23 protein-coding genes are annotated in these 23365 nt (G+C 28.0%); 19 read left to right on the top strand and 4 right to left on the bottom strand.

Translation table 11 applies throughout. The features are described 5' to 3' along the window. The first annotated feature begins 1 nt into the window (after window position 1). Genes pssA through AVBRAN9333_RS03245 form a run of 4 tightly spaced genes read left to right on the top strand, consistent with a single transcriptional unit; the run spans window position 2 to window position 3724 of the window. Complete coding sequence (gene pssA / locus AVBRAN9333_RS03260) at window positions 2–730, top strand: CDP-diacylglycerol--serine O-phosphatidyltransferase (protein ID WP_214115871.1); 729 nt, start codon at window positions 2–4, stop codon at window positions 728–730. Between the two features lie 5 nt (window positions 731–735). Further along, window positions 736–1473 carry an NYN domain-containing protein gene (locus tag AVBRAN9333_RS03255; RefSeq protein ID WP_239803716.1) on the top strand — a complete coding sequence of 246 codons (738 nt, stop codon included), beginning with the start codon at window positions 736–738 and terminating at the stop codon, window positions 1471–1473. Between the two features lie 56 nt (window positions 1474–1529). Further along, window positions 1530–3041, top strand: a complete 1512-nt coding sequence (locus AVBRAN9333_RS03250; protein WP_214120014.1) for a 2-isopropylmalate synthase — start codon at window positions 1530–1532, stop codon at window positions 3039–3041. Next, window positions 3041–3724 carry a hypothetical protein gene (locus tag AVBRAN9333_RS03245; protein ID WP_336609427.1) on the top strand — a complete coding sequence of 228 codons (684 nt, stop codon included), beginning with the start codon at window positions 3041–3043 and terminating at the stop codon, window positions 3722–3724. The genes AVBRAN9333_RS03250 and AVBRAN9333_RS03245 overlap by 1 nt, the downstream gene beginning before the upstream one ends. A 1-nt stretch (window position 3725) precedes the next feature. Here the strand turns inward: AVBRAN9333_RS03245 and AVBRAN9333_RS03240 are convergent, their stop codons facing one another. After that, window positions 3726–4355: a thiamine diphosphokinase gene (locus tag AVBRAN9333_RS03240; RefSeq protein ID WP_336609426.1), complete on the bottom strand. Its 630-nt coding sequence runs from the start codon at window positions 4353–4355 to the stop codon at window positions 3726–3728. Next, window positions 4352–4960 carry a nicotinamide riboside transporter PnuC gene (gene pnuC, locus AVBRAN9333_RS03235; protein WP_336609425.1) on the bottom strand — a complete coding sequence of 203 codons (609 nt, stop codon included), beginning with the start codon at window positions 4958–4960 and terminating at the stop codon, window positions 4352–4354. The genes AVBRAN9333_RS03240 and pnuC overlap by 4 nt, the downstream gene beginning before the upstream one ends. A 160-nt stretch (window positions 4961–5120) precedes the next feature. Here pnuC and rpsO point away from each other — a divergent pair, with 160 nt between their 5' ends. Genes rpsO through AVBRAN9333_RS03180 form a run of 11 tightly spaced genes read left to right on the top strand, consistent with a single transcriptional unit; the run spans window position 5121 to window position 17547 of the window. Continuing rightward, entirely contained in the window at window positions 5121–5393 is a 273-nt protein-coding gene (gene rpsO, locus AVBRAN9333_RS03230) for a 30S ribosomal protein S15 (protein ID WP_214115856.1), read from the top strand. Between the two features lie 29 nt (window positions 5394–5422). Then, window positions 5423–5836, top strand: a complete 414-nt coding sequence (gene ybeY / locus AVBRAN9333_RS03225) for an rRNA maturation RNase YbeY (RefSeq protein ID WP_214116010.1) — start codon at window positions 5423–5425, stop codon at window positions 5834–5836. Between the two features lie 49 nt (window positions 5837–5885). Continuing rightward, complete coding sequence (gene yajC, locus AVBRAN9333_RS03220; protein ID WP_214115855.1) at window positions 5886–6176, top strand: preprotein translocase subunit YajC; 291 nt, start codon at window positions 5886–5888, stop codon at window positions 6174–6176. Further along, a complete protein-coding gene (secD, locus tag AVBRAN9333_RS03215) occupies window positions 6176–7762 on the top strand; it encodes a protein translocase subunit SecD (RefSeq protein WP_214115854.1) in 1587 nt (528 codons plus the stop codon). Before yajC ends, secD begins: the two co-directional genes overlap by 1 nt. After that, on the top strand, window positions 7762–8736 hold the full coding sequence (gene secF / locus AVBRAN9333_RS03210; RefSeq protein ID WP_214115853.1) for a protein translocase subunit SecF: 975 nt from the start codon (window positions 7762–7764) through the stop codon (window positions 8734–8736). The genes secD and secF overlap by 1 nt, the downstream gene beginning before the upstream one ends. Continuing rightward, a complete protein-coding gene (locus tag AVBRAN9333_RS03205; protein ID WP_214115852.1) occupies window positions 8736–9080 on the top strand; it encodes a DUF6394 family protein in 345 nt (114 codons plus the stop codon). Before secF ends, AVBRAN9333_RS03205 begins: the two co-directional genes overlap by 1 nt. 10 nt (window positions 9081–9090) lie before the next feature. Then, window positions 9091–11511, top strand: coding sequence for a leucine--tRNA ligase (leuS, locus tag AVBRAN9333_RS03200; protein ID WP_214115851.1), 2421 nt, complete (start codon window positions 9091–9093; stop codon window positions 11509–11511). Further along, window positions 11508–11984 (top strand): hypothetical protein, encoded by a 477-nt coding sequence (locus AVBRAN9333_RS03195; protein ID WP_214115850.1) that lies wholly within the window; start codon window positions 11508–11510, stop codon window positions 11982–11984. Before leuS ends, AVBRAN9333_RS03195 begins: the two co-directional genes overlap by 4 nt. Before the next feature lie 53 nt (window positions 11985–12037). Beyond that, window positions 12038–13585, top strand: coding sequence for a GGDEF domain-containing protein (locus AVBRAN9333_RS03190; RefSeq protein ID WP_214115849.1), 1548 nt, complete (start codon window positions 12038–12040; stop codon window positions 13583–13585). Then, the gene (locus tag AVBRAN9333_RS03185; protein ID WP_336609424.1) at window positions 13569–14702 is read left to right on the top strand and encodes a Mur ligase family protein; all 1134 of its coding nucleotides are present in this window, start codon (window positions 13569–13571) and stop codon (window positions 14700–14702) included. The genes AVBRAN9333_RS03190 and AVBRAN9333_RS03185 overlap by 17 nt, the downstream gene beginning before the upstream one ends. Continuing rightward, a complete protein-coding gene (locus tag AVBRAN9333_RS03180; protein WP_214115847.1) occupies window positions 14683–17547 on the top strand; it encodes a DEAD/DEAH box helicase in 2865 nt (954 codons plus the stop codon). Before AVBRAN9333_RS03185 ends, AVBRAN9333_RS03180 begins: the two co-directional genes overlap by 20 nt. A gap of 21 nt (window positions 17548–17568) precedes the next feature. Here the strand turns inward: AVBRAN9333_RS03180 and fliI are convergent, their stop codons facing one another. Next, entirely contained in the window at window positions 17569–18864 is a 1296-nt protein-coding gene (fliI, locus tag AVBRAN9333_RS03175) for a flagellar protein export ATPase FliI (RefSeq protein WP_214115846.1), read from the bottom strand. After that, window positions 18861–19400 carry a GTP cyclohydrolase I FolE gene (gene folE, locus AVBRAN9333_RS03170; protein ID WP_214120540.1) on the bottom strand — a complete coding sequence of 180 codons (540 nt, stop codon included), beginning with the start codon at window positions 19398–19400 and terminating at the stop codon, window positions 18861–18863. The genes fliI and folE overlap by 4 nt, the downstream gene beginning before the upstream one ends. Before the next feature lie 76 nt (window positions 19401–19476). Between folE and tig the strand changes: the two genes are divergently transcribed. Genes tig through def form a run of 4 tightly spaced genes read left to right on the top strand, consistent with a single transcriptional unit; the run spans window position 19477 to window position 22881 of the window. Further along, a complete protein-coding gene (gene tig, locus AVBRAN9333_RS03165; RefSeq protein WP_336609423.1) occupies window positions 19477–20766 on the top strand; it encodes a trigger factor in 1290 nt (429 codons plus the stop codon). After that, on the top strand, window positions 20763–21350 hold the full coding sequence (clpP, locus tag AVBRAN9333_RS03160) for an ATP-dependent Clp endopeptidase proteolytic subunit ClpP (RefSeq protein WP_214115843.1): 588 nt from the start codon (window positions 20763–20765) through the stop codon (window positions 21348–21350). The genes tig and clpP overlap by 4 nt, the downstream gene beginning before the upstream one ends. 9 nt (window positions 21351–21359) lie before the next feature. Further along, entirely contained in the window at window positions 21360–22373 is a 1014-nt protein-coding gene (locus AVBRAN9333_RS03155) for a GGDEF domain-containing protein (RefSeq protein WP_214115842.1), read from the top strand. Continuing rightward, window positions 22363–22881 (top strand): peptide deformylase, encoded by a 519-nt coding sequence (def, locus tag AVBRAN9333_RS03150; protein WP_214115841.1) that lies wholly within the window; start codon window positions 22363–22365, stop codon window positions 22879–22881. The genes AVBRAN9333_RS03155 and def overlap by 11 nt, the downstream gene beginning before the upstream one ends. Window positions 22882–23365: the final 484 nt, after the last annotated feature.

The following is a 23365-nucleotide window of genomic DNA, read 5'->3' as shown; positions in this document are numbered from 1 at the left end:
AATGGAAAAAAATTCTCATAAATTAGCTTATATTTTACCTAATTTATTTACAGCAGCATCTATATTTTTAGGCGTTTTAAGTATTTTAGCGTCTATTAAAGGCGATTATGATAAAGCTATGATTTTAATTATAGTAAGTTTGATTTGTGATGGCCTTGATGGTCGTGTGGCAAGACTTACAAATACAGCTTCAAAATTTGGAGTAGAATTTGATAGTTTAGCTGATATTATTGCTTTTGGAGTTGCACCTGCAGTACTATTTTATTTTAATTTAGGTCAAGAATATGGAAGACTTGGTTCTCTTGCTATGGCTGTTTTTATAATATTTGGTGCAATTCGCTTAGCTAGATTTAATGTTACAACAGGCACATATGATCCAAGAGTTTTTATAGGTCTTCCAATTCCAACGGCTGCAGTTGTTTTAGGTATTTGGGTTGTGTTTTATAAACACCATTTTGATAATAATTCATTTATAGAAATTTTTATTATATTTCTTACATTTTTATTATCATTTTTGATGGTGAGCAATGTAAGGTATCCAAGTTTTAAAAAGATAGAATTTCAAAAAGCAAATATTTTAAAAGCTTTAGTGATTTTAATTTTTATTTGTTCTCTTATATATTTACGCCCTTTAGAAATTTTTACCTTAATAATGAGTGCTTATGTTATTTATGGTTTATCAAGAGCGATTTATAATTTATATATAAAAAAGATTAAAAAAGTAGGATAAATATGTTGGATAATAGTAGCGTAGCAGTATTTATAGATGCAGAAAATATACCTGCTAAATATGCTAGAGAAATATTTGACTACGCTTCTAATTATGGAAATGTTATTATTAAAAGAATATATGCTGATTGGAGTAAAGAAAATATTCAAAATTGGCGTGAAAAAATATTTGATTATGGCATTATTGCAATGCAGCAATTTTCTACTTCATCGGGTAAAAACTCATCTGATATGTATCTTACAACCGAAGCTTTAAGCATATTTTATGAAAAACAAATAGATGTTTTTGTTATAGTTTCAGGTGATAGTGATTATACGAGTTTGGCTCAAAAATTAAGAGAAAACAAAAAATTAGTAATTGGAATAGGGACTAATAAATCTTTAAAATCATATGTAAATTCATTTAATGAGTTTTTTTATTTGGATAATGAAAAAGTTAAAAGTAATGATAAAGACAGATTAAAAGCAATTCCAAAAGAGCAATTAAAAGAATTAGAACAAATAATTGATAATTTAATTGATGAAAAAACTAGAGCAGAATATGCAGTAATAAATACATATATGCAGAAAAAATATTCTGATTTTCACGCTAAAAATTATGGTTTTAGTAGTTTTAGACAATTAATTGAGAATTTTATTTTAAAACATAAGGAATATCAAGAAAAAGTATCTGATGATAGATGTACTTATTATCTTGTGAAAAATTCTACACTCCTTCGCCCAAACAAGGGCGATATAGACTAAAAATTTATTAATAATACATATACTAACAATACATTAAATTAAAGGAAAGAAAAAAAATGAGTGAAAGAATTATAATATTTGATACAACTTTAAGAGATGGTGAGCAAAGTCCAGGTGCTTCAATGAATACAGAAGAAAAAATCCAAATAGCTTTAGCGCTTGAGCGTTTGGGTGTTGATGTTATGGAAGTAGGGTTTGCAGCATCTAGTCCAGGAGATTACGAAGCGATTAATAAAATTGCGCAAATTATTAAAAACTCAAGCGTTTGTTCTCTTGCAAGATGTGTAGAAAACGACATTATTCAAGCAGGTAAAGCGCTTGAGCCAGCAGCTAAAAAACGCATTCATACATTCATTGCAACAAGCCCAATTCATATGGAATACAAGCTTAAAAAAACTCCAGCAGAAGTTTTAGCAACTGCAGTTAAGAATGTAAAATTAGCTAAGAGTTTATGTGATGATGTTGAGTTTTCTTGTGAAGACGCTTTAAGAAGTGATGTAAATTTTTTAAAAGAAATGGCTGATGCAGTTTATGAAGCAGGTGCAAGGACATTTAATATCCCTGATACTGTTGGATATAGATTACCTGATGAGATTTATAAGGTATTTAAAGAAATTAGCGATTATACAAAAGGAAGACTTATAGTATCAGCACACAATCACAATGATTTAGGTTTAGCTACTGCAAACACACTTGCTGCTATTAAAGGTGGTGCTAGACAAATTGAAGTAACTCTAAACGGCTTAGGTGAGCGTGCAGGAAACGCTGCTTTAGAAGAAGTTGTGATGGCTTTAAAGGTTAGAGCTGATGAATTAGGCGAGTTTTATACCACAATTAATCATAAAGAAATTTATCCATCAAGTAGATTATTATCAAACATAATCGGTGTAAATCCACAACCAAATAAAGCAATAGTAGGTAAAAATGCCTTTTCTCACGAAAGTGGAATTCATCAAGATGGCGTGTTAAAACACCCTGAAACTTATGAGATTATGAAAGCTAGTGATATAGGCTTAGTTCAAGATAATTTAGTTTTAGGAAAACATAGTGGAAGAGCAGCGTTTAATGATAAATTAAAATCTCTTGGCTTTACATTAGATACTGATGAGTTAAATCGTGCATTTGCAGAGTTTAAAGATCTTTGCGATAAGAAAAAAGAAGTATTTGATGAGGATTTAATAGCAATAGTTGCTGCTGATAAGATTAAAATAGAAGAGAAATTTAAGCTAATAAACCTTCAAGTAAGCGATTGTTCATCAGCACTTGCGACTGCTGCTGTTACTATGGAGTGCGATGGAGAAATATTTAGCGAAGCAGCTATTGGAGATGGTGTAATTGATGCGGTATTTAAAGTAATTGATAGAGCTAGCAAGGTAAATGGTAGCTTGCTTGATTATAAGGTTGATGCGGTTAGTAAAGGTAAAGATGCTTTAGCTCAAGTTAGTGTAAAAGTTAGCTTCGAAGGTCAGCGTGCAATCATTGGTCACGGGCTTGACCTTGATACTATGAAAGCTAGTGCTAAGGCATATTTAGGTGCATTAAATAGCTATATTTCAATGAACAAATGATGAAAAAAGTTATAGAATTTGTAACGGAATTTAATAAGTTTGCTAAGGATAATTCCTTAGCACTTATAGAATTAGAACAAGCAAATTTCATAGCTAGTGCAAAAGACACTCTAAATCTTAGTAATATTGTAAAAAATATTATTTCTATTAAATTTTATAACCTTTATAAAGGAATAATTTTTTCTGATTTAGATTTATTTGTAGATAGAATACAAATATCACAATTTAGCCTAATTGATAAAAAACATATGTTGCTTTTATTAATAGCTAGTAGAAGTGAAAAATACGCTCAAACTCTAACCAGTAGTTTAAGAGAAGATGAAAGAAAATTTCTTAATACTTATCTTAAAAAAACTAAGGAATTTGTAAATTATGTATTGGATAAAAACAATAAAGACGAAATAGCTTTATTTTTATATGATTTAAATTCTTTTAGAAAATACTTAAAAAAAGATGAATTTTTAATGCCTACGAAAATTTCTAATGCTTTTAATTGGATTAAAAAAATTGATGATAAAAATATTTTAGATGAATTAGAAAATAGTAAAAAATCATTATTTTTATCAAGAAGAAAATATTATGATAAATTAAATATATATGAAGATGTTGTGAAAGATTATAAAAAATATGAAAAAAAATTAGATTTAATTATTAAAGAGTTTAAATCAAATTCTAATTTATAAATTAAGTAAAATTCAAATATACTAAAAGTTCTTTATTATTATGATTTTTTATACTAAAAGTATTGCCTAATGCTTCGTTTAAAGTCCCACTATTTAGATATTTAAAATTAAAATTATTTAGCTCATATTTAAGGTTTTGTGAGCTAAATTTAGCTCTTTTATCAAGGCAAAATAATGATATTTGCTGACCTTTATAAGAATTAGCAGTAAAATCAGTATTTTTTATAAAAAATTCCCCGTAATTTGTGATTAGTTTTAGATTTATTTTTTTATTAAAGCGATTTTTTAATTTAAAATATTGAAATAATAAAGCTATATTTGCTATAAAATGATCATCTCTTTTGCCCCCAGCACCAAGGATAAAAATATCACTAAAATCCATTGATAAAGCGTATTTATAGGCTTTTGTTAAGTCATTTGTGTTTTGATTTTTTACTTTAATTATTTTTGCTTTTGTTTTTAGATTTTGAAAACTATCTAAATCACCAATAATTACATTAGGCTCATAATTATTAGCCAAAAGCAAATTAGCAGCACCATCACAAGCTATTAAAAAATCAGCATTTTTTAGATAATTTAAGGTTATTTTATTGGTGCAAAACTCCCCATTAGCCATAATCACGCAAGTCATTTTAAATCCTTTTTCCAAGAAAATAAGTAAATAATACCTAAGATAAAAAATAAAATCATAAGCATTAATACAGCTAAATTAGAACTATCTTCAATGTAAAGAATAGTCCAAATATAAATAGAAGCAATGTTTGAAATACTTATATAAATATAATGATTTATTATTTTTTTTAGACTTAAAATAGTTGCTATAAGCCCACTTGAGAATATAAAGCTTTCAAGATAAATAAATCTTGATTCTAAATTCTGTAAATAAAAAGAATAAAAATAAGCAATAATAAAAATTGCTATATAAATTAATATAAAATTTTTCAAGTTTAAAGTCTTAATTAAAGTATTTTTATTCCAATAAAAATAGCCATAAATCATCATAGGAAAATAGCATAATAAATACAAAAATACTTCTCCAAAAAGTCTATTCATATAAGCAATATAAGCATAAATTAAAGCATTAAATACACCTACAATAAAGCATAATTTATTTTTTACTCCCATTAATAATACATATAAAATTCCAGTAAAAAGGGCAAAAAAGTTTAAAACATTTGAATTAGTAAAATAAGCAAAAGCTAAACTAAAAATAAGCGAAGTTAAAAATAATCTCATAATATCTCCTTAATCAGCATTACCTGTCCAAGTTCAATGGGTTTAATCTCAGCTAAAAGCACCCCAAAAAAATCTTATTATAATTATAAAAATTAATAATCTTATTAATCAATTTGTTTTATAATCACAGCTTTTAATTTACACCAATTTGGAGGTCAAAATGGCTTTGGATTCGGCAAGAAAAGCTGAAATTATCAGCAAATATGCAAGATTTGGTGGCGACACAGGTTCGTCTGAAGTTCAAATTGCTTTACTTACAGAAAGAATTGCAATATTAACAGAACACTTAAAAGTATTTAAAAAAGATTTTTCATCAAGACTAGGACTACTTAAATTAGTTGGTCAAAGAAAAAGACTTTTAAAATATTTAAAAGCTACAAAATACGATGTTTATGTTAAATTAATTAACGAATTAAACATTAGAGATAAATAATTCTTAGCCCCTTTTTGGGGCAAAATACTATGATTTTATACGATAATTTAGAAGAAATTACCTACCTTGAAAAACTAGCAAATTATCTAAGCTCTAAAGATATTGAGCTTGTTTTAACTAACAATGATGAAATGCAAGAAATCAATAAAAATACAAGAAATATTGATAAAACTACTGATGTTTTAAGTTTTCCACACGATAATTCTTTTTTAGATACTAATTTTTTAGGCTCATTAGTTATTAATACCGAACTAGCAAAAACTAAAGCTTGTGAATTAGGTCATAGTTTAGAAGATGAAATATCTTTATTATTTATTCATGGAATGTTACATTTATTAGGGTATGACCACGAAATAGATAATGGCGAAATGAGAGCAAAAGAGATTGAGCTAATAAAAGAATTTAATTTACCAACAAGCCTTATAGTAAGAACTTTAGATTAAATCTTTTTATGTAGAATGATAACTATTTTATTTTTTAAAAGGATATTCTATGGAACAAAATGCTTTAGTTCAATTTTTACCATTAATCGTATTATTTGCGATTTTTTATTTTTTAATTATTCGCCCACAACAAAAACAAGCAAAAGCACATAAAGAAATGCTAAATTCACTTACTAAAGGTGATAAAATAGTTACTAATGGTGGTTTAATTGTTGAAGTTGTAAAAGCTGAAGATGATTATTTAAAAATTAGATTAAATGATGATGTTGTTGCTAAATTAGATAAAAATTTTGTAGCTAGAAAAGTAGAAAACACAAATAATTCGGAAGCAACAAAATAATGCGTAATCAAAAAACAAAAAGTATCACATATCGTTTTTATGTTTTAGTTTTTGTTACACTTTTTGGCATATTTTTAAGTGTGCCAAGCTTTTTTTCTATAAATGGTCCTAAGATTAATTTAGGGCTTGATTTACAAGGCGGACTTCATATGCTTTTAGGTGTAGAAACCAATGAAGCTATAAAGTCTAAAGTAAAATCAATCGCTTCAAGTATTAATTATTCTTTTAATAAAGAAAATATTTTAACTGATGGATTTAAAAGTAATGATGGTGTAATACATTTTGAACTACTAGATAAAGATGATACTGCTAAAGTAGATAAAATAATTAAAGAACTAAAAGGCTTAAAAGTTAGTGTTAATAATTCTTTTTATGAGATTACTTTAACACCTGAAGAAGAAGTTCAAACTGCTAAATTTGCAATAGATCAAGCTGTAGAAACTATTAGAAATAGACTTGATTTATTTGGGCTTTCAGAGCCAACTGTTGCTAAACAAGGTGAAGATAAAATCTTGGTTGAAATTCCAGGCGTAAAAACTGCTGAAGATGAGCAAAGAGCTAAAGATTTAATAGCTAAAGCTGCACATTTACAACTAATGGAAGTAGATAGAGCTAAGGCTGATCAAGGCAATATGTTAAGTCCTGAAGAAGCAGCAAGTTATGGAGATATTATTTTACCTGATGTAAAAGATAAAAATATTAAATATGTTTTAAAAGAATTACCTATTTTAGATGGCTCTATGTTAATTGATGCTAGAGTAGGATTTTCTGATAAAACTGCTCAACCTGTTATTAATTTTACACTTAATTCAGAAGGTGCAAAAATATTTGGAGATTTCACAGGTAAAAAAGTAGGTCATCAATTAGCAATAGTTTTAGATGGTAAGGTATATTCAGCTCCTAGAATTAATGAAAGAATAGGTGGTGGCAGCGGACAAATTAGTGGGAATTTCAGTGTTGAAGAAGCACACGATTTAGCTATCGCACTAAGAAGTGGGGCTTTATTAGCACCTGTTAAATTACTTGAAAAAAGAAGTGTAGGACCAAGTTTAGGTGCTGATAGTATCGAGCAAAGTTTAGTTGCACTTTTAGGTGTATTTTTGATGATTGTTGTTTTTATGGGAGTTTATTACGGAATTAGTGGTTTGTTTGCAAATATTGCTCTAATTTCTAATATATTCTTATTAGTAGCAGTAATGGCACTTTTTGGAGCAACGCTTACTCTTCCTGGTATGGCTGGGATTGTTCTAACTGTCGGTATGGCTGTAGATGCGAATGTTATTATTAATGAGCGTATTAGAGAGCTTATAAGAGATGGCGTTAATTTAAGAGATGCTATAAATAATGGTTATCATAACGCAATGAGTGCGATTTTGGATAGTAACCTAACTACTTTAATTACAAGTGCTGCATTATATGCTTATGGAACTGGTGCTATTAAAGGATTTGCTGTTACTATGAGTATAGGAATAATTGCGTCTATGATAACAGCAATTATAGGAACTCATGCTTTATTTGATTTGTTTGCTAATAGAATTGAAAAAAGTGGCAATACAAGACTTTGGTTTGGTTATAGGAGAGTGTGATGCAAGTATTTTCTAGTAAAAAAATATATGATTTTATGAGGCTTAGATTTGCATCTATTGGCTTATCTTTTGTTTTAGTTATTGGCTCTATTATTTTATTATTTACACAAGGTCTAAATTACGGAATTGATTTTAGTGGTGGGACTTTAGTTCAGATAAAATATACTAATAAAAATGCTCCTTTAGATGATATTCGTAATATCTTAAATCAAAATGAAGCTTTAAAAGGTGCTAGCGTTACGGAATTTGGAAGTAGTGATGAAGTAGTAATTAGATTTTCAAGTTCAAGTGATAGTCTAGGTAAAGATGTAGGAGATACTATTGTAAAAATGTTATCTTCAACAGGTGATATTGAGCTAAGAAGAGTTGATATTGTTGGACCAAAAGTTGGTGGAGAATTAAGACAAAAAGGTTTAATGGCTATTTTAGTATCTTTTGCACTTATTTTAGTGTATATAGCTATTAGGTTTGAATGGCGTTTTGCTATGGCTGCAATTATTAGTGAAATTCACGATATTGTAATAGTTATTGGAGCGATTTCTCTTTTTCAAATTGATGTTAATCTTGATACTTTAGCAGCTATTTTAACCGTTTTAGGCTATTCGCTAAATGATACAATTATTATTTTTGATAGAATTCGTGAAAGTATAAAAGAGAGTAAAAGCACTAATTTAGGCAGCATTATTAACGAAAGCGTATCAGCAACCTTATCAAGGACAACTCTTACATCAGGAACAACACTCTTTACGGTTTTAATTTTGTTTTTTTATGGTGGAGATATGATACACGGCTTTTCTCTTGCTTTAATAGTTGGGGTTATTGCAGGAACTTTAAGTTCAATTTTTGTAGCAAGCCCACTTTTAATGTGGTTTAATTTTAGCGTTAGTAATTATAGAACTAAAGAACTTGATAAAATCAAGAAAAAAGAAGAAAAAGAACGCCTAAGAGCAATGTATGAAAAAGGACAATTATAATGGATTTTGGAAGAGTAATTCATATATTCTTTACATTGATGAGCTTAACTACAACGGCTGGCTTTTTATATTATCAAAGCCCTGTGGCATTATTTATAGCAGCTAGCATTAATTTGGTTTCAACACTTTTAAAAATTGGTGTTAGAAATATTTTAAGCACAGAGATTTTTGCAAGTTCACTTGTAACTGATGTGCATTTAATAATAGCTTTTGTTTTAACTCAAATTTATGGAACTAGTATGAGTGATTTGGTATATAGTATGACAATAGGTGCTGTAATATCAAATATATTTACACTTATTTTAGTATTGATTGAAGCTATTAAAAATAAAGATGAATTTTAAGGACTAATTTATGTATAACGCAAAAGAAGTTGAGAAAAAATGGCAAGAAATTTGGGATAAAGAGAATTATTACGAACCTAGTAATGATTTTAGTAAAGAAAAAAAATATATATTATCAATGTTTCCATACCCAAGTGGTAAAATTCATATGGGACATGTAAGAAACTATGCAATAGGTGATGCTTTAGCAAGACGCTTTAGAACTATGGGCTATAATGTTTTACACCCACTAGGGTTTGATAGTTTTGGTATGCCTGCTGAAAATGCTGCTATAAAATATGGGCTTCATCCTAAAAAATGGACTTATGAAAATATTGATTATATGAAAAAAGAGCTTTATTCTTTAGGTTTTTCGTTTTCTAAGACAAGATTGCTTGCTACAAGTGATGAGATTTATACTAAATTTGAGCAAGAAATTTTTGCAAAAATGTATGAAGCAGGTCTAATTTATACAAAAAAAGCTAATGTAAATTGGTGTGATAATGATAAAACCGTTTTAGCAAACGAACAAGTTGAAGATGGCAAATGCTGGAGATGTGGTCATGAAGTAGAGCAAAAATCTATGAATGGCTATTATGTAAGAATTACAAAATATGCTGAAGAATTATTAAAAGATTTAAAATATTTAGAAGATAAATGGCCAAATCAAGTTTTAACAATGCAAGAAAATTGGATAGGCAAAAGCGATGGATTGGAATTTGAATTAGATGTATCAAGTTCTAATAAAGATTTAGATGGATTAAAATTCAGCGTATTTACAACCCGTGCTGATACGATTTTCGGACTTTCTTATTTTGCTTTAGCACCTGAACATGAAATTACTAAAAAAGTTTTAGAAACTAATTTAATAAGTGAAAATGATAAAGACAAAATTAAAGCTATGCAAAATATGAGTGCTAAAAATAGAGCTCAAAGTGAAAAAGAAGGCGTATTTTTAGGTATTTATGCAATTCATCCAATAACTAAAGAAAAATTACCTGTATGGGTAGCAAATTTCGTTTTAGCTGATTATGGTAGTGGTGCTGTTATGGCAGTTCCAGCTCACGATGAAAGAGATTTTGAGTTTGCTAAAAAATATAATTTAAATATAAAATATGTAATAAATGGCGAAAATAAAAAAGATAATGAGCCTTTTACTGAATATGGAATTTTATTTGATAGTGCAGAATTTAGTGGCTTAGATAGTGCTAGTGCTAGAATTGCAATTGCTAAAGAATTTGAAAATAGAAAAATCGGTAAAAGTATAATCAATTATAAATTAAGAGATTGGGGTATATCTCGTCAAAGATACTGGGGAGCTCCTATTCCGATTGTTAAATGCGATACTTGTGGAAGCGTAGTTGAGAATAATTTACCAGTGGCTTTACCTGAAGATGTAGTAATTGATGGAGAAGGAAATCCACTTGAAAAACACCCTACATTTAAACAATGTAAATGCCCTAAATGTGGAAAAGACGCAATTAGAGAGAGCGATACAATGGATACATTTTTCCAAAGCTCTTGGTATTTTGCAAGATTTGCAAGTAATCCTAGCAATTGGAATACAAAAGCAATTGATGATGAAGCAAAATATTGGATGAATGTAGATCAATATATTGGCGGTATTGAACACGCGATTTTACACTTATTATATGCTAGATTTTTCCAAAAAGCTTTAAGGGATTTAGGATATTTAAATGTAGATGAGCCGTTTGAACGCTTACTTACTCAAGGTATGGTTTTAAAAGATGGTGCTAAGATGAGTAAAAGCAAGGGAAATACGGTTGATCCTGATGATATTATTAAAAATTACGGAGCTGATACTGCAAGACTTTTCATACTTTTTGCTGCACCACCTCAAAAAGAATTAGAATGGAATGATAGTGCGGTTGAAGGTGCTTATAGATTTTTAAATAGACTTTATGATAAGGCTTTAGGGATTAATGTAGTTGATTTTAGTAATATAAATCACGCAAATCTTAGTAAAGATGATAAATTAGCAAGACTTAAAGTATATGAAGCTTTAAAAAAGGCTGATGATGTATTTAATAAAACTTACGCATTTAATACATTAATAGCTGCTTGTATGGAAGGCTTAAATGCTTTAAATAACGCAAGTAGTGATGAAGTTTTAAGTGAAGGTTTTGCAATAATTTTAAGCATACTTGACCCAATTATTCCACATTTAGCAAGTGAGTTAAGTGAGAAATTATTTAATAGAACAAATATTAAAACTTATGAATTAAAAGAAGAAGTATTTGTAAGCGATACAATAAAACTTGGAATTAGTATTAATGGTAAAAATAGAGCAGAGATTGAAGTTGATGCAAATGCTAATCAAGATGAAATTATCAAAATAGCAAAAGATAAAGCAGCTAAATGGCTAGAAGATAAGATTATCGTAAAAGAAATTTATATTCCTAATAAATTAGTAAATATTGTAATTAAATGAAAAAAATACTTTTAAGTTTTACATTATTTTTTTGTGCTTGTGGCTATGCACCTTTGAATGTAGCCACTAGCAAAATGTTAGGCGAAAGTGTCAATGTAATTACTATTATAAATAAGGCTGAACCTAAAGATAGTATTACTTTAAATGATAATTTTACGAATTATGTAGAACATTATATGCATAAAAGTGTTAGTAAAACTGCAGATAGCAAGATTATTTTAAGAATTCTTAGTAGTGAATTTATACCTTTATATTATGATGAATTTGGATACGCTAAGAGTTATAAAGCTATTATTAGATTAGAATTTAATGTAACTTTTCAAGATGAAACAACTAAAAAAATTATAACTTCAGGCGAGCATATTTTTAATACAAATACAATTAGTGTTTTAAGTGATGAGCAAAAAAGTAGAGCTATTAATTTAGCTAGCCAAAAGGCGTTTAACGAATTTGCTTTAAGAATTATTATGTAGTTAATAATTAATTTTGTTTTGTTAGTATTAAGAAAAAATTTTAAAGAGAAAAAATGTCTATTAATATTAATGTGATTGCTAAAGAAACAATTGTAGAACTTACCAAAAGGAACTTATTATTAACTCCTGAAAATTATTCAGAAGTTTTTGATGAGATTGCTAAAAAGTATGGAAGAACAACTCAAAATATTGATAAAATTCAAGGGTATATTTCTAAATTAAATCCCACATTAGCTCAAGATGTAAAAGGAAGAAATGTAAAAAGCTTAGAAGAATTAGTAGTATTTTTAATCTCTAAAGCTAATGGTATAAAAGAAGATAATAGTGATAAAAAGCTCATAATAAACTATAATATAATTTGTAAAAAATTATTAAAAATATTATCAAATTTACCAAATAAATCAACTAAAACTCTTAGCGAAGAAGCTTTAAATAAATTAAATAATTCAAGTCTAAAAACATTAGAAGAATTAAAAAAAGATTGGATTAGGGTAGATGATGATTTATTAGAACTTAATAATAAAATTCAACATTTAGGATTAAACTCAAGAGATGATTTTTTAGAAATTTTAGATGAATTATCTTTAAAAATTGAAAGAAATAATTCTAATGCAGTGTGTGAAAATTTAGCTCCATCTGTGGCTTATTCTTTAACTCCATCAATTGCTAATTATGTAAATGATGAAATCAATCAGTTTTGTGAGAGTATAAATGCAGAACCGCAAATATTAGGCGTAAAGCAAATTACAGAGCAATTTAGAAATCTAGTCAAAAAAAGAATAGATATTGATAGGGCAGAAATTTCAAGTTCAAATAAAGTTTTAAATGATGTTTTAGAGCAAATTAGCGATAAGATTGTAAGTATTCTTAGCATGGCTACAAATTCTCAACAAAAAGTTCAAGAAATTAAAAAAGAAATTGAAAGTATTAAAGCTGAAGATGAAGCTATGCAGACTATTAAAGCAAGATTGATAGCTATAGTTGCTATGTTTGAAAAAGAAATAATAGATTTAAAAGAAAAAACAAAATTAGATGCCGATACTTTAGGTGATCTTAAAATTAAAGTTCAAGGACTAGAGCAAGAAATTAACAAACTAAGAGAAGAAACTCAAGTAGATTTTCTAACTCAACTTGCAAATAAGCGTCAATTAGAAGAACAATTAAAATTAGCCGAAGAATCTTATGAAAGATATAATATAAATTATTCAATAGCATTTTTTGATATTGACCATTTTAAGTTTATAAATGATACCTATGGACACGCAGCAGGAGATACTATACTCGCTAATTTAGGAAATATTATTTTAAATAACATTAGAAAATTAGATTGTGCGGGAAGATATGGTGGGGAAGAATTTATGGTAATTCTTCCACATTCATCAATTGATGATGCAGTAAAATTTGCTGAAAAAATTAGAGTTTTAGTATCAGAGCAAAAGTTTTTATGTAAAGGTAAGACTATTAGTATAAAAGTAAGCGGTGGTGTAAGTGATAGAAGAAGCTATGAGACCCAAGAGCAATTTATTGAAGCTGTTGATAAATTATTATACGCAGCAAAAAATGCAGGTAGAAATAATATAAAAAGTGCAAGTAGAAAATAAACTTTCAAATTATTTAGATAATTTAGCGGAATTTTACGAGAAATTTGACCTTTTTAAGGCTCATAGATTTAAGCATTTGCTAAATTATGATTTTGATACAAAAGTAGTGCAAATTTTAGGCACTAATGGTAAAGGTAGCACGGGAAGATACCTTGCTTTAATGCTTAGTGATAGCGGGTATAAAGTAGGGCATTTTATAAGTCCACATATATTTTCTTACAAAGAAAGATTTAGTATATTTCAAAATCAAGTTATGCAAGATATTGATTTAGACATAGCTCATAATATTTTGCAAGATAAATTAAAAAAGCTTAATTTAAAAGAAAATCTTAGTTATTTTGAATATTTATGCTTTTTATCACCTATTGTTTTTAGTGAGTGTGATTATGTTATTTTTGAAGCTGGACTTGGTGGAGAATACGATGCTACAAGTATTTTTAAAAGAGATTTATGTGTATTTACTCCGATTAGTATTGACCATGCTGATATTTTAGGTTCTAATTTAGATGATATTTTTAGAACCAAAATTAAAGCAATGTGTGGTGTTAATATTTTTGCTAATAAAAATGAGATGATATTAAAAGCGGCCATTCAAAAAGGAGTTAAGGCTAGTTTTTTGAGTGCTGATTATTCAAAATTATGCCTTGATGAAAATGAGTTTTTAAAACATAATTTTAGCTTAGCTCAACTTGCATATTTTGAGCTAGAAAAACATTTTTATATAGGCAGAGCAATTAAATTAGATTTAAGAGCAAGATGTGAAAAACTAGCAAGTAATTTAATAATAGATGTAGGGCATAACGCTGCAGCTGCAAAGAATTTAAATCAAGAAATTAAAAAACAATTCTCAACTAAAGTTAGTTTAATTGCTAATTTTTTTGCTAATAAAGATGTAAAAGATATTTTAAATATTTTAAAGCCAAGTATTAATGAAGTTTTGGTTTTTAACTATGAAAGCGAGCATAGAGCCTTAGCAAATGTTAAAGAGATTTGCAAAGAATTAGACATTAAATGTAGTGATTTTCGTGATTTTGATGCAGATAAAAATTATGCAGTTTTTGGCTCTTTTATGCTAGTAGAAAGGTTTTTGAGATTTTATGCAAGCAAATCTTTATGAGTATTTAATAAATAATAAAAATTATGCAAAAATTATTATATGTGAAGACTTAAACGAAGCAAAATCTTTATCAAATGTAGCTTTATATTTAGGGATAAATAGTTTTATTTTACCTGATTTTAGAGCAGAGATTAATGACGATTTACGCTCGTTTTCTATGGAATTATTTGATATTTCAAAAGTTTTAAGTGATTATTACGATTATCAAGATAAAAAGATTTTAATAATCCCTATTAATACTATTAAAAAACCACTTCCAAGTAAAGATGATTTAAAGTGTTTAAAGATTGAATTTGGCGATAGGATTAATTTAAATTCTTTAGCAAAAGAGCTTTTAAGGTTAAATTATAATTTAGTTGATATGGTTCAAAGTCCAGGAGAATTTAGTATAGGTCATGAAAAAATTGATATTTTTTCATTGAAATATGAAAATCCAATTAGAATAGTTTTATTTGATGATGAAGTAGAAAGTATTAAATATTTTGATGCAAGTTCTGGACTTAGCTATAAAGAAGAGTGTGAATATTGCGATATTTTGCCGTTAATTTCATATGTAAGCGAAGAAAAATACGAAGAAATCAAAGAAAGTATTTTAAATAATGATGATTTAAATGAATACGAAAGCGTATTTTATTGGCATTTAAAACTTAGTAATTATTTAGAGTTTTCTTATGTTTGCACGAAAGAATTTGAATTAGGAAATATAATTTCTAAAGCTAAAAAATATAGCGATATGGTGTTTAATCCTAGCAATGATTTTTTCAAATTAAACTCAAATAAAAAGATAAAATTACTAGCTAGTAATGAGAATAAATTCTTAGATTATAAATTAGGTGAAAATGTAGAAAAAATCATCTCAAATGCAGTTTTAAATATTCAAAGCGATGATGAATTAATATTAAGTCTTAATAAATATTATAAAAAAGAGAAAAAATATAAATCAAGCATAGTTTTAGATGAGCTTATAAAAAATGATTATGTAGTTCATGAGCGATACGGCGTAGGTAGATTTTTAGGATTAGAATTAATAGAAAATGAAGGAAAAAAGCAAGAATTTATTGTGATTGAATATCAAAATGAAAATAAATTGCTACTTCCAACTAGCTCACTTTATTTGCTTGATAAATACATTTCAAGCTCAATTCCTGAACTTGATAAATTAGGCAAAAATACTTTTGTAAAACTCAAAGAAAAACTTAAAACTAAATTATTAGCAATTGCAGGTGCTATTACTGAATTAGCAGCAAAAAGGCAGTTAATTGTAACAAAGGCTATTAAAAAACCACTTGATTATGAGATATTTAAGGCTAAAGCAGGATTTGTTTTAACAAGTGATCAAGAAAAAGCAGTTAATGATATTTTTGAAGAGATAAGCAAATGCACTCCTATGGATAGATTACTTAGTGCTGATGTTGGTTTTGGTAAAACCGAAGTCGCAATGCACGCAATTTTTGCTTGTGTTAAAAATGGTTTAAATGCCTTATTTTTTGTCCCGACTACACTTTTATGCTCTCAACATTATAAAACACTTAAAAATCGTTTAGAGCCTTTTGGAATTCAAGTTTTTAGACTTGATAGATTTTCTAATACTAAAAAAGCTATTATGAATACAAAAGAGCCAAAGGTTATTATAGGAACTCACGCTTTACTTAGCTTAGCAATTGATGATGTTGGGCTAATCGTAATTGATGAAGAGCATAAATTTGGCGTAAAGCAAAAAGAAAAATTAAAAGATATAAGTATAAAAGCTCATCAATTAAGTATGAGTGCTACTCCAATCCCAAGAACGCTTAATCAAGCTTTAAGCACACTTAAGACTTATTCTCAAATTCTAACTCCGCCTAATGATAGATTAGATGTAAGAACTTTTGTAAAAACTTATGATGACGCTTTAATTAAAGAAATCATAGCAAGAGAGCTTAGGCGTGGTGGGCAAGTATTTTACATACATAATCACATAGCTTCAATTGAACATAAAAAACGCTATTTAGAAGAGCTTTATCCAAAGCTTAGAATTTTAGTTTTACATTCAAAAATACCAGCAAATGAAGCTGAAGAAAAACTATTTGAATACGAAGAGAAAAAGTATGATTTATTATTATGCACGAGCATTGTTGAAAGTGGAATTGATTTAGCAAATGCAAACACCATAATAGTAGAAAAATCAAATCATTTTGGCATAGCTGATTTGCACCAACTTCGTGGTAGAGTAGGTCGTAGCAAAATACAAGGATTTTGTTATTTTCTAGTTGATAACGAAGAAAGCGTTAGTGAAGATTCTAAGAAAAGATTATTAAGCTTAGCTAGTAACTCGTATTTAGGCAGTGGTAGCACTCTAGCTCAAATGGATTTAGAAATAAGGGGCGGTGGTAATTTATTAGGTGCTGAACAAAGCGGTCATATAGAACAACTTGGCTATGCACTTTATATTAAAATGCTAGAAGCTGAAATTAATAGACTAAGTAAAGGAAATATCACAAAAGAGATTAAATACGAGCAAAAATTATTAGTAAATGCTTATATAAGTGATTATTTAGTGCCTAATGATAAGCTAAGATTAAGCCTTTATAGAAAAATAAATGAGTGTGATAATTTAGCTAGTTTATCTACTATGCAAGATTCTTTTAATGATAGATTTGGCAAATGTGATAGCTATACAAGAAATTATTTTTCACTTATGGCAATTAAAATTTTATGTATTAAGCACGGATTTTGTGAAGTTAGTAATTATGAGCAAAATATAAAACTTTTAAAAGATAATGGTGAAAGAATTATTTTAAAAGCATCAAGTAAAAGCGATGATGATATAATAGATACTTTATTAAAATATTTAAATTCTTTATAAGAATTTAAATATTAATTCGGATTAATTAATTTGCTCAAGCATACTTAAAACTTCTTCAAAAGCAAAAGCTTCATCATTTCCTTGTCTTAAAAAATCATTCATATAATCTTTTTTACTCATTGCAAAATCAAGCTCTTTATCGCTACCTTTTACATAAGCACCAATTCTAATTAGAGTTTCGTTTTCTTTTAAAACTGAATTAAGCCTTTTAAACTTAGCAGCATTTTTTTTATGTTCAGGCGTTACCACATCTCCCATAACCCTACTTGCTGAATTTTGAATATTAATCGGAGGATATATTCCAAAATCAGTCAGGCTTCTATCTAATACGATATGCCCATCAAGAATTGACCTACTTTGATCAGCAATAGGATCGCTCATATCATCTCCATCAACTAGCACGGTAAAAAATGCTGTAATAGTTCCTTTACCTTCTTCTTTACCAGCTCGCTCCATTAATTGCGGCAATAGATTAAATACACTTGGTGGATAGCCTTTAGCAGTAGGCGGCTCTCCAAGAGCAAGACCGATTTCGCGTTGAGCCATAGCAAAACGAGTAACGCTATCCATTATAAATAATACATCCATTCCTTGCTCTTTAAAAAATTCAGCCACACTCATAGCACAAAATGCCCCATATTTACGCATTAATGCACTATCATCGCTAGTCGCAACTATCATAACGGTATCATCCATTTTACCACCTAAATTCTTATGTATAAACTCAGGAATTTCTCTACCACGCTCACCTATTAAAGCAACTACTTTAACGGCTGCAGGGGCATTTTTAACTATCATTCCCATAAGAGTTGATTTACCAACCCCAGAACCAGCAAAAATACCTAATTTTTGTCCTACTCCACAAGTTAAAAGCCCATCAATACTTTTAATACCAACAGGAAAAGGCTCACTTATAAGCCCACGCTTAAGTGCATCTATTGGTGCTCTTAAAATAGGCATCATTTTACTTGGTGTGATTTTTTCTTTTCCATCTTTTGGACGCATAAATGGATCAACCACACGCCCAAGTAATTCCATAGAGCAAGGAATTTTCATTCCTGCTTCTTCTAAAAATGCTTTATCTCCGATTTTAAAGCCTTCTACAAAATCAAAAGGGCTTAAAAATGAAATATGCTCTTCAATCTTAACAACCATTGCATAAGCGGTTTTTTCTTCATTTTCAAGTCTTATAACATCGCCTACGCTAGTGATTAATCCTTTAATCTCTATACTAATTGCAGAGATTTTGTATATAAAGCCAAAATTTTGTGAAATTGGTATTTTTGATATTTTATTTTTAAGTTTTTCTAAGTTCATTTTATTAGTGAATAAAATTCTTTCCTAGTTCTTTCATCGCTTAAAAATATGCCTTTAAGAGAACTTGTTATTGTTTTAGAATTTACTTTTTGAATTCCACGCATTTGCATACATAAATGCTCAGCTTCAATAGTTACAGCAACACCTTTTGGCTTTAATATTTCATATAAAGCTAGGCTAATTTGTTCGCATAATTGTTCTTGGATTTGCAATCTTCTTGAATAAACTTCAACAAGTCTAGGTAATTTTGAAAGCCCAACTACTTTTCCATTAGGTATATAAGCAATATGAACTTTTCCAAAAAATGGTAATAAATGGTGTTCGCATAAGCTATAAAAATCAATGTCTTTTACTAAAACCATTTCATTGTTATCAGTGTTAAAAATAGCTTCGTTTAAAATTTCTTTTGGATTTTTTGTATAGCCACTACATAAGAATTCATATGATTTTTGAACCCTTTCAGGTGTTTTTACTAATCCTTCTCTATTTGGATTTTCACCAATTTTTATTAATAAATTTTTAATTAAGTCTTGCATTCTTTACCTTTATATTTTGCCAATGATTAATTTTTTTAGCTAGAATTGTGCGAAATATTTTACAAAAGGTAGTTTAATGAAACTTAGTACAACAAAAATTGATGAAATTAATTACTCAGTAAGTGGTGTTATAGAAAAATCTTTAATAGATGAAAAGGTTAAAGAAATAGCTGTAAAAGCTAGTAAAACCATGCAAGTTGCTGGTTTTAGAAAAGGCAAAGTTCCTGTAAATGTTGTTTTAGATAGATATAAAGATTCTTTATTAAAAGATGCAGAACAAGAAGCGATTACAAGTGCTTATAAAAATGCAGTTAAAGAAACAGGTAAAGATGAAAAAGAATTAATCGGCGAGCCAAGCTTTAAAAAATTCGATAGAAAAGATAGTGGAATTGAATTTGAATTCGTAGTTTCTTTTAGACCAACAATTGATTTAAGTGGTTATGAAGCATTAGTTCCTGCATTAAAAATAGAAGAAATTAAAGAAAAAGATATTAAAGCTAGAAAAGAAGCTATGCTTAAGCAATTTGCTCCATTAGAAAAAACTAAAAAACAAATCTTAAAAAAAGGTGATTATGCTAAGTTTGATTTTGAAGGATTTGTTGATGGCGTTGCTTTTGAAGGTGGTAAAGCAGAAAATTATATGCTAGAGATTGGAAGTGGTCAATTTATACCAGGATTTGAAGATGGTATGATAGAGCTTAAAGTTGGCGAAGAAAAAGATATAGAAGTAACTTTCCCTGAAAATTATCAAGCAGCTCATTTAGCGGGTAAAAAAGCAGTATTTAAAGTAAAATTACATGAAATTCACGCAAGAAAATTACCTGAAATTGATGAAGAAATGCTTAAAAAATTACTTCCTGGTGTAGACAACCCAACTGAAGCAATTTTAGATGAAAAAATAAAAGAACAATTAGAAACAGAAGCTAAATTTAAACAAATTGATGAAAAATTAAAACAAGAATTTGTTGAAAAAATGCTAGAAAAATATACTTTTGCAGTTCCACAAAACATTTTAGAACAAGAAACTAATTTACAATTTAATCAAGCTGCAAGAAGCTTTAGTAAAGAAGAATTTGACAAATTAAAAGATGATAAATATTTAGAAGAAAAAAGAAAAGAATATGAAGCAGAAGCTTTAAAAAGCGTAAAATTAACTTTCATTGTTGATGAATTAGCAAAATTAAGAAATGTAGTTGTAAATGACCAAGAAGTAGCACAAGCTATTTATTTTGAAGCTTTAAGATATGGAATGGACCCTAAACAACTAATAGAAAACTATACAAAAAATGGCACATTACCAGCTGTTAGAATGAGTTTGGTAGAAGAAAAATTATTTGCTGATTTATTTTTAGGAAAAGATAAATGAGCTACATACCTTATGTAGTAGAAAAAACTAGCAAAGGCGAGAGAAGTTATGATATTTACTCTCGCTTACTTAAAGATAGAATTATTCTTTTAAGTGGTGAAATAAATGATGATGTAGCTGCTAGTGTAGTTGCACAATTATTGTTTTTAGAAGCTCAAGATTCTACTAAAGATATTTATTTGTATATAAATAGTCCTGGTGGAGTTGTAACTAGTGGTCTTAGTATATTTGATACAATGAATTATATTAAACCTGATGTTAGTACAATTTGTATAGGACAAGCTGCTTCAATGGGAGCGTTTTTACTTAGCTCTGGAGCTAAAGGTAAAAGGTTTGCTCTTCCAAATGCTAGAATTATGATACATCAGCCTTTAGGCGGTGCAAGAGGTCAAGCGACTGATATTGAAATTCAAGCAAAAGAAATTTTAAGATTAAAAGCAATGCTTAACAAAGTATTAGCTGAAAATACCGGTAATAAATTGGCAAAAGTTGAGAAGGACACTGAACGCGATTATTTTATGAGTTCAGAAGAAGCTTTAAAATATGGACTAATTGATAAGGTATTAGAAAAAAGTTTTAAATAGGATAGGGCTTTGAATAAAGAGATAATACACGATGAATCTCCTAAGATTCAGAAATTAAGCGGTGGAGAATTTGAGAAATTTACTCAACAAGTAATTAAACAACTTATAGAGGATAATGTTCCACCAACTCCTACTAATTATTCTATTTATTTTGAAAAAATGTTAGATACTAAGCCTATGGCCTTTAAAAAAAGAGTAACAGAAATGATTACTTATGAAAAAGAAGACCAAAGTAATAAAGTTGCTGTAATAGAACAAGACATTAAAGAAACCTTTGTAAATATAAAACAGCTAGTAGGTTCTATTGCAACAATTTATAAAAATATAAGCACAATGAAAGCTTTAATTAAGAAAAAAATAGGCGATTTGAGTATCGCTACTGGTTCTTTATCTATTCAAAATATTTTAAGGTCTTTAGATAGTGATATGGCTAAACTCACCACAGCCCTTGATATTCAATTAAATAGTATAAAAAAAGGTTATGATGAGATTGTAAAAATACATAATAGGGTGAATGAGCAGAGTGAATTTGATGATAAATTCGGAGTGTTTAATAAAAGATATTTATATAATAATATTACTCAAGACATAGAAGATATTAAAAAATATGGTTATTCAATATCATTGATGTTTGTAAAGATTAAAGATAGTTTATTAAATACAATTGAATTACAAAAAGATAAAAATCTTTTGATGAGAAATGTTGCGAAATTATTATTAAAAACCTCAAGAAGAAGCGATGTTGTGGCACATTATGGAGATGGTATTTTTGTAATGGCAATGAAACATACAAATATAGTTAATGCAAAAAAAGCTTGTGAGAGAATTTCAGACTTATTTTACAATACAACATTTTTTATAAATGATAATGAAATTGATATTAATATAGAAATGAGCGTTGTAGCACTTAGTGGCGATAATTATGAAGAACAAATTCTTGAGGCTATTAGCGTATTACCGAATACTGGTAAAAATAAAGAAATTTATGCTGTAGTTGGAGATAGTGAAGAAAATGATGCTTAAATTAATAACTTATCCTAATAAATTATTATTTACTAGGAGTGAAGAAGTTAAGGTATTTGATGAAGAGTTACATACATTTTTAGATGATATGTATGAAACTATGATTTCATCTAGTGGTATAGGTTTAGCAGCAATACAAGTTGCAAAACCTTTAAGAATATTTTTGATTAATTTATTAAATGAAAATGAAGAACAAAATAAAGATGATTTGATTGAATTTATTAATCCAATAATCACACCTATTGGAGAAGGAACGCAAGTTTATGAAGAAGGTTGTCTTAGTGTTCCTGGTTTTTTTGAAGAAGTAACTAGATATAATAAAATTAAAGTTGATTATTTAGATAGGTTTGGAAATCAAAAAACTTTAGAAGCTGAAGGGCTTTTAGCAGTTGCTATTCAACACGAAAACGACCATCTTGATGGACATTTATTCATAGAAAAAATATCATTTAGTGGAAGAAAAAAATTAGAAAAACATTTAAAAAGTTCTAAAAAGCCTAAAAAATAATTATGGCTTTTTAGATTATTGTTTATATCTTCATTTATTTTTCAAAATAATTTATACTTTTATAATTCATAGTGATATTTTAAAAAAGTATAAAAATATTTATTGTTAAAATCTTTTGGAATTTAATTTACAATGCTTTTATAGAACTTACTTTGTATTATGCTTGTAGTTTAAATCATTTGATTAGTTTGTAAATATTATTAGATAGATTTGATGTTTAAAACTTAAGTGAATATTAAAAATTACGCAGCTTATAAATATAGTAATTTATATTAATTTAAATAAAATAATTGGTTTTAATAAGATATTAAAATACTTAAATTGATACTAAAAATTAAAATTGTAACTAAGCAGAAAAAATCGGATATTAATGTTTATTACAAAATAATGTTTTAACAATATAAGCACTAAATACTAGATATTTTTATAAGATTTTCATTAATTATTTTATACTTTTAAAAACTATTAAACAAATCTAGAAATT

Source organism: Campylobacter sp. RM9333 (assembly GCF_020137705.1).
GTDB lineage: Bacteria > Campylobacterota > Campylobacteria > Campylobacterales > Campylobacteraceae > Campylobacter_E.
The sequence above is the reverse complement of the archived record's forward strand: the minus strand, read 5'-3'. Positions and strand labels throughout refer to the sequence as shown.

Bases quoted from the DNA above. Each gene is read 5' to 3' on its own strand.
- AVBRAN9333_RS03205 (WP_214115852.1), top strand. From the start codon at position 8,736: ATGGATTTTGGAAGAGTAATTCATATATTCTTTACATTGATGAGCTTA.
- clpP (WP_214115843.1), top strand. From the start codon at position 20,763: ATGAGCTACATACCTTATGTAGTAGAAAAAACTAGCAAAGGCGAGAGA.
- AVBRAN9333_RS03250 (WP_214120014.1), top strand. From the start codon at position 1,530: ATGAGTGAAAGAATTATAATATTTGATACAACTTTAAGAGATGGTGAG.
- AVBRAN9333_RS03190 (WP_214115849.1), top strand. From the start codon at position 12,038: ATGTCTATTAATATTAATGTGATTGCTAAAGAAACAATTGTAGAACTT.
- pnuC (WP_336609425.1), bottom strand. From the start codon at position 4,960: ATGAGATTATTTTTAACTTCGCTTATTTTTAGTTTAGCTTTTGCTTAT.
- AVBRAN9333_RS03195 (WP_214115850.1), top strand. From the start codon at position 11,508: ATGAAAAAAATACTTTTAAGTTTTACATTATTTTTTTGTGCTTGTGGC.
- ybeY (WP_214116010.1), top strand. From the start codon at position 5,423: ATGATTTTATACGATAATTTAGAAGAAATTACCTACCTTGAAAAACTA.
- fliI (WP_214115846.1), bottom strand. From the start codon at position 18,864: ATGAACTTAGAAAAACTTAAAAATAAAATATCAAAAATACCAATTTCA.
- AVBRAN9333_RS03240 (WP_336609426.1), bottom strand. From the start codon at position 4,355: ATGACTTGCGTGATTATGGCTAATGGGGAGTTTTGCACCAATAAAATA.
- AVBRAN9333_RS03245 (WP_336609427.1), top strand. From the start codon at position 3,041: ATGAAAAAAGTTATAGAATTTGTAACGGAATTTAATAAGTTTGCTAAG.
- rpsO (WP_214115856.1), top strand. From the start codon at position 5,121: ATGGCTTTGGATTCGGCAAGAAAAGCTGAAATTATCAGCAAATATGCA.
- leuS (WP_214115851.1), top strand. From the start codon at position 9,091: ATGTATAACGCAAAAGAAGTTGAGAAAAAATGGCAAGAAATTTGGGAT.
- secF (WP_214115853.1), top strand. From the start codon at position 7,762: ATGCAAGTATTTTCTAGTAAAAAAATATATGATTTTATGAGGCTTAGA.
- tig (WP_336609423.1), top strand. From the start codon at position 19,477: ATGAAACTTAGTACAACAAAAATTGATGAAATTAATTACTCAGTAAGT.
- yajC (WP_214115855.1), top strand. From the start codon at position 5,886: ATGGAACAAAATGCTTTAGTTCAATTTTTACCATTAATCGTATTATTT.
- pssA (WP_214115871.1), top strand. From the start codon at position 2: ATGGAAAAAAATTCTCATAAATTAGCTTATATTTTACCTAATTTATTT.
- secD (WP_214115854.1), top strand. From the start codon at position 6,176: ATGCGTAATCAAAAAACAAAAAGTATCACATATCGTTTTTATGTTTTA.
- AVBRAN9333_RS03180 (WP_214115847.1), top strand. From the start codon at position 14,683: ATGCAAGCAAATCTTTATGAGTATTTAATAAATAATAAAAATTATGCA.
- folE (WP_214120540.1), bottom strand. From the start codon at position 19,400: ATGCAAGACTTAATTAAAAATTTATTAATAAAAATTGGTGAAAATCCA.
- def (WP_214115841.1), top strand. From the start codon at position 22,363: ATGATGCTTAAATTAATAACTTATCCTAATAAATTATTATTTACTAGG.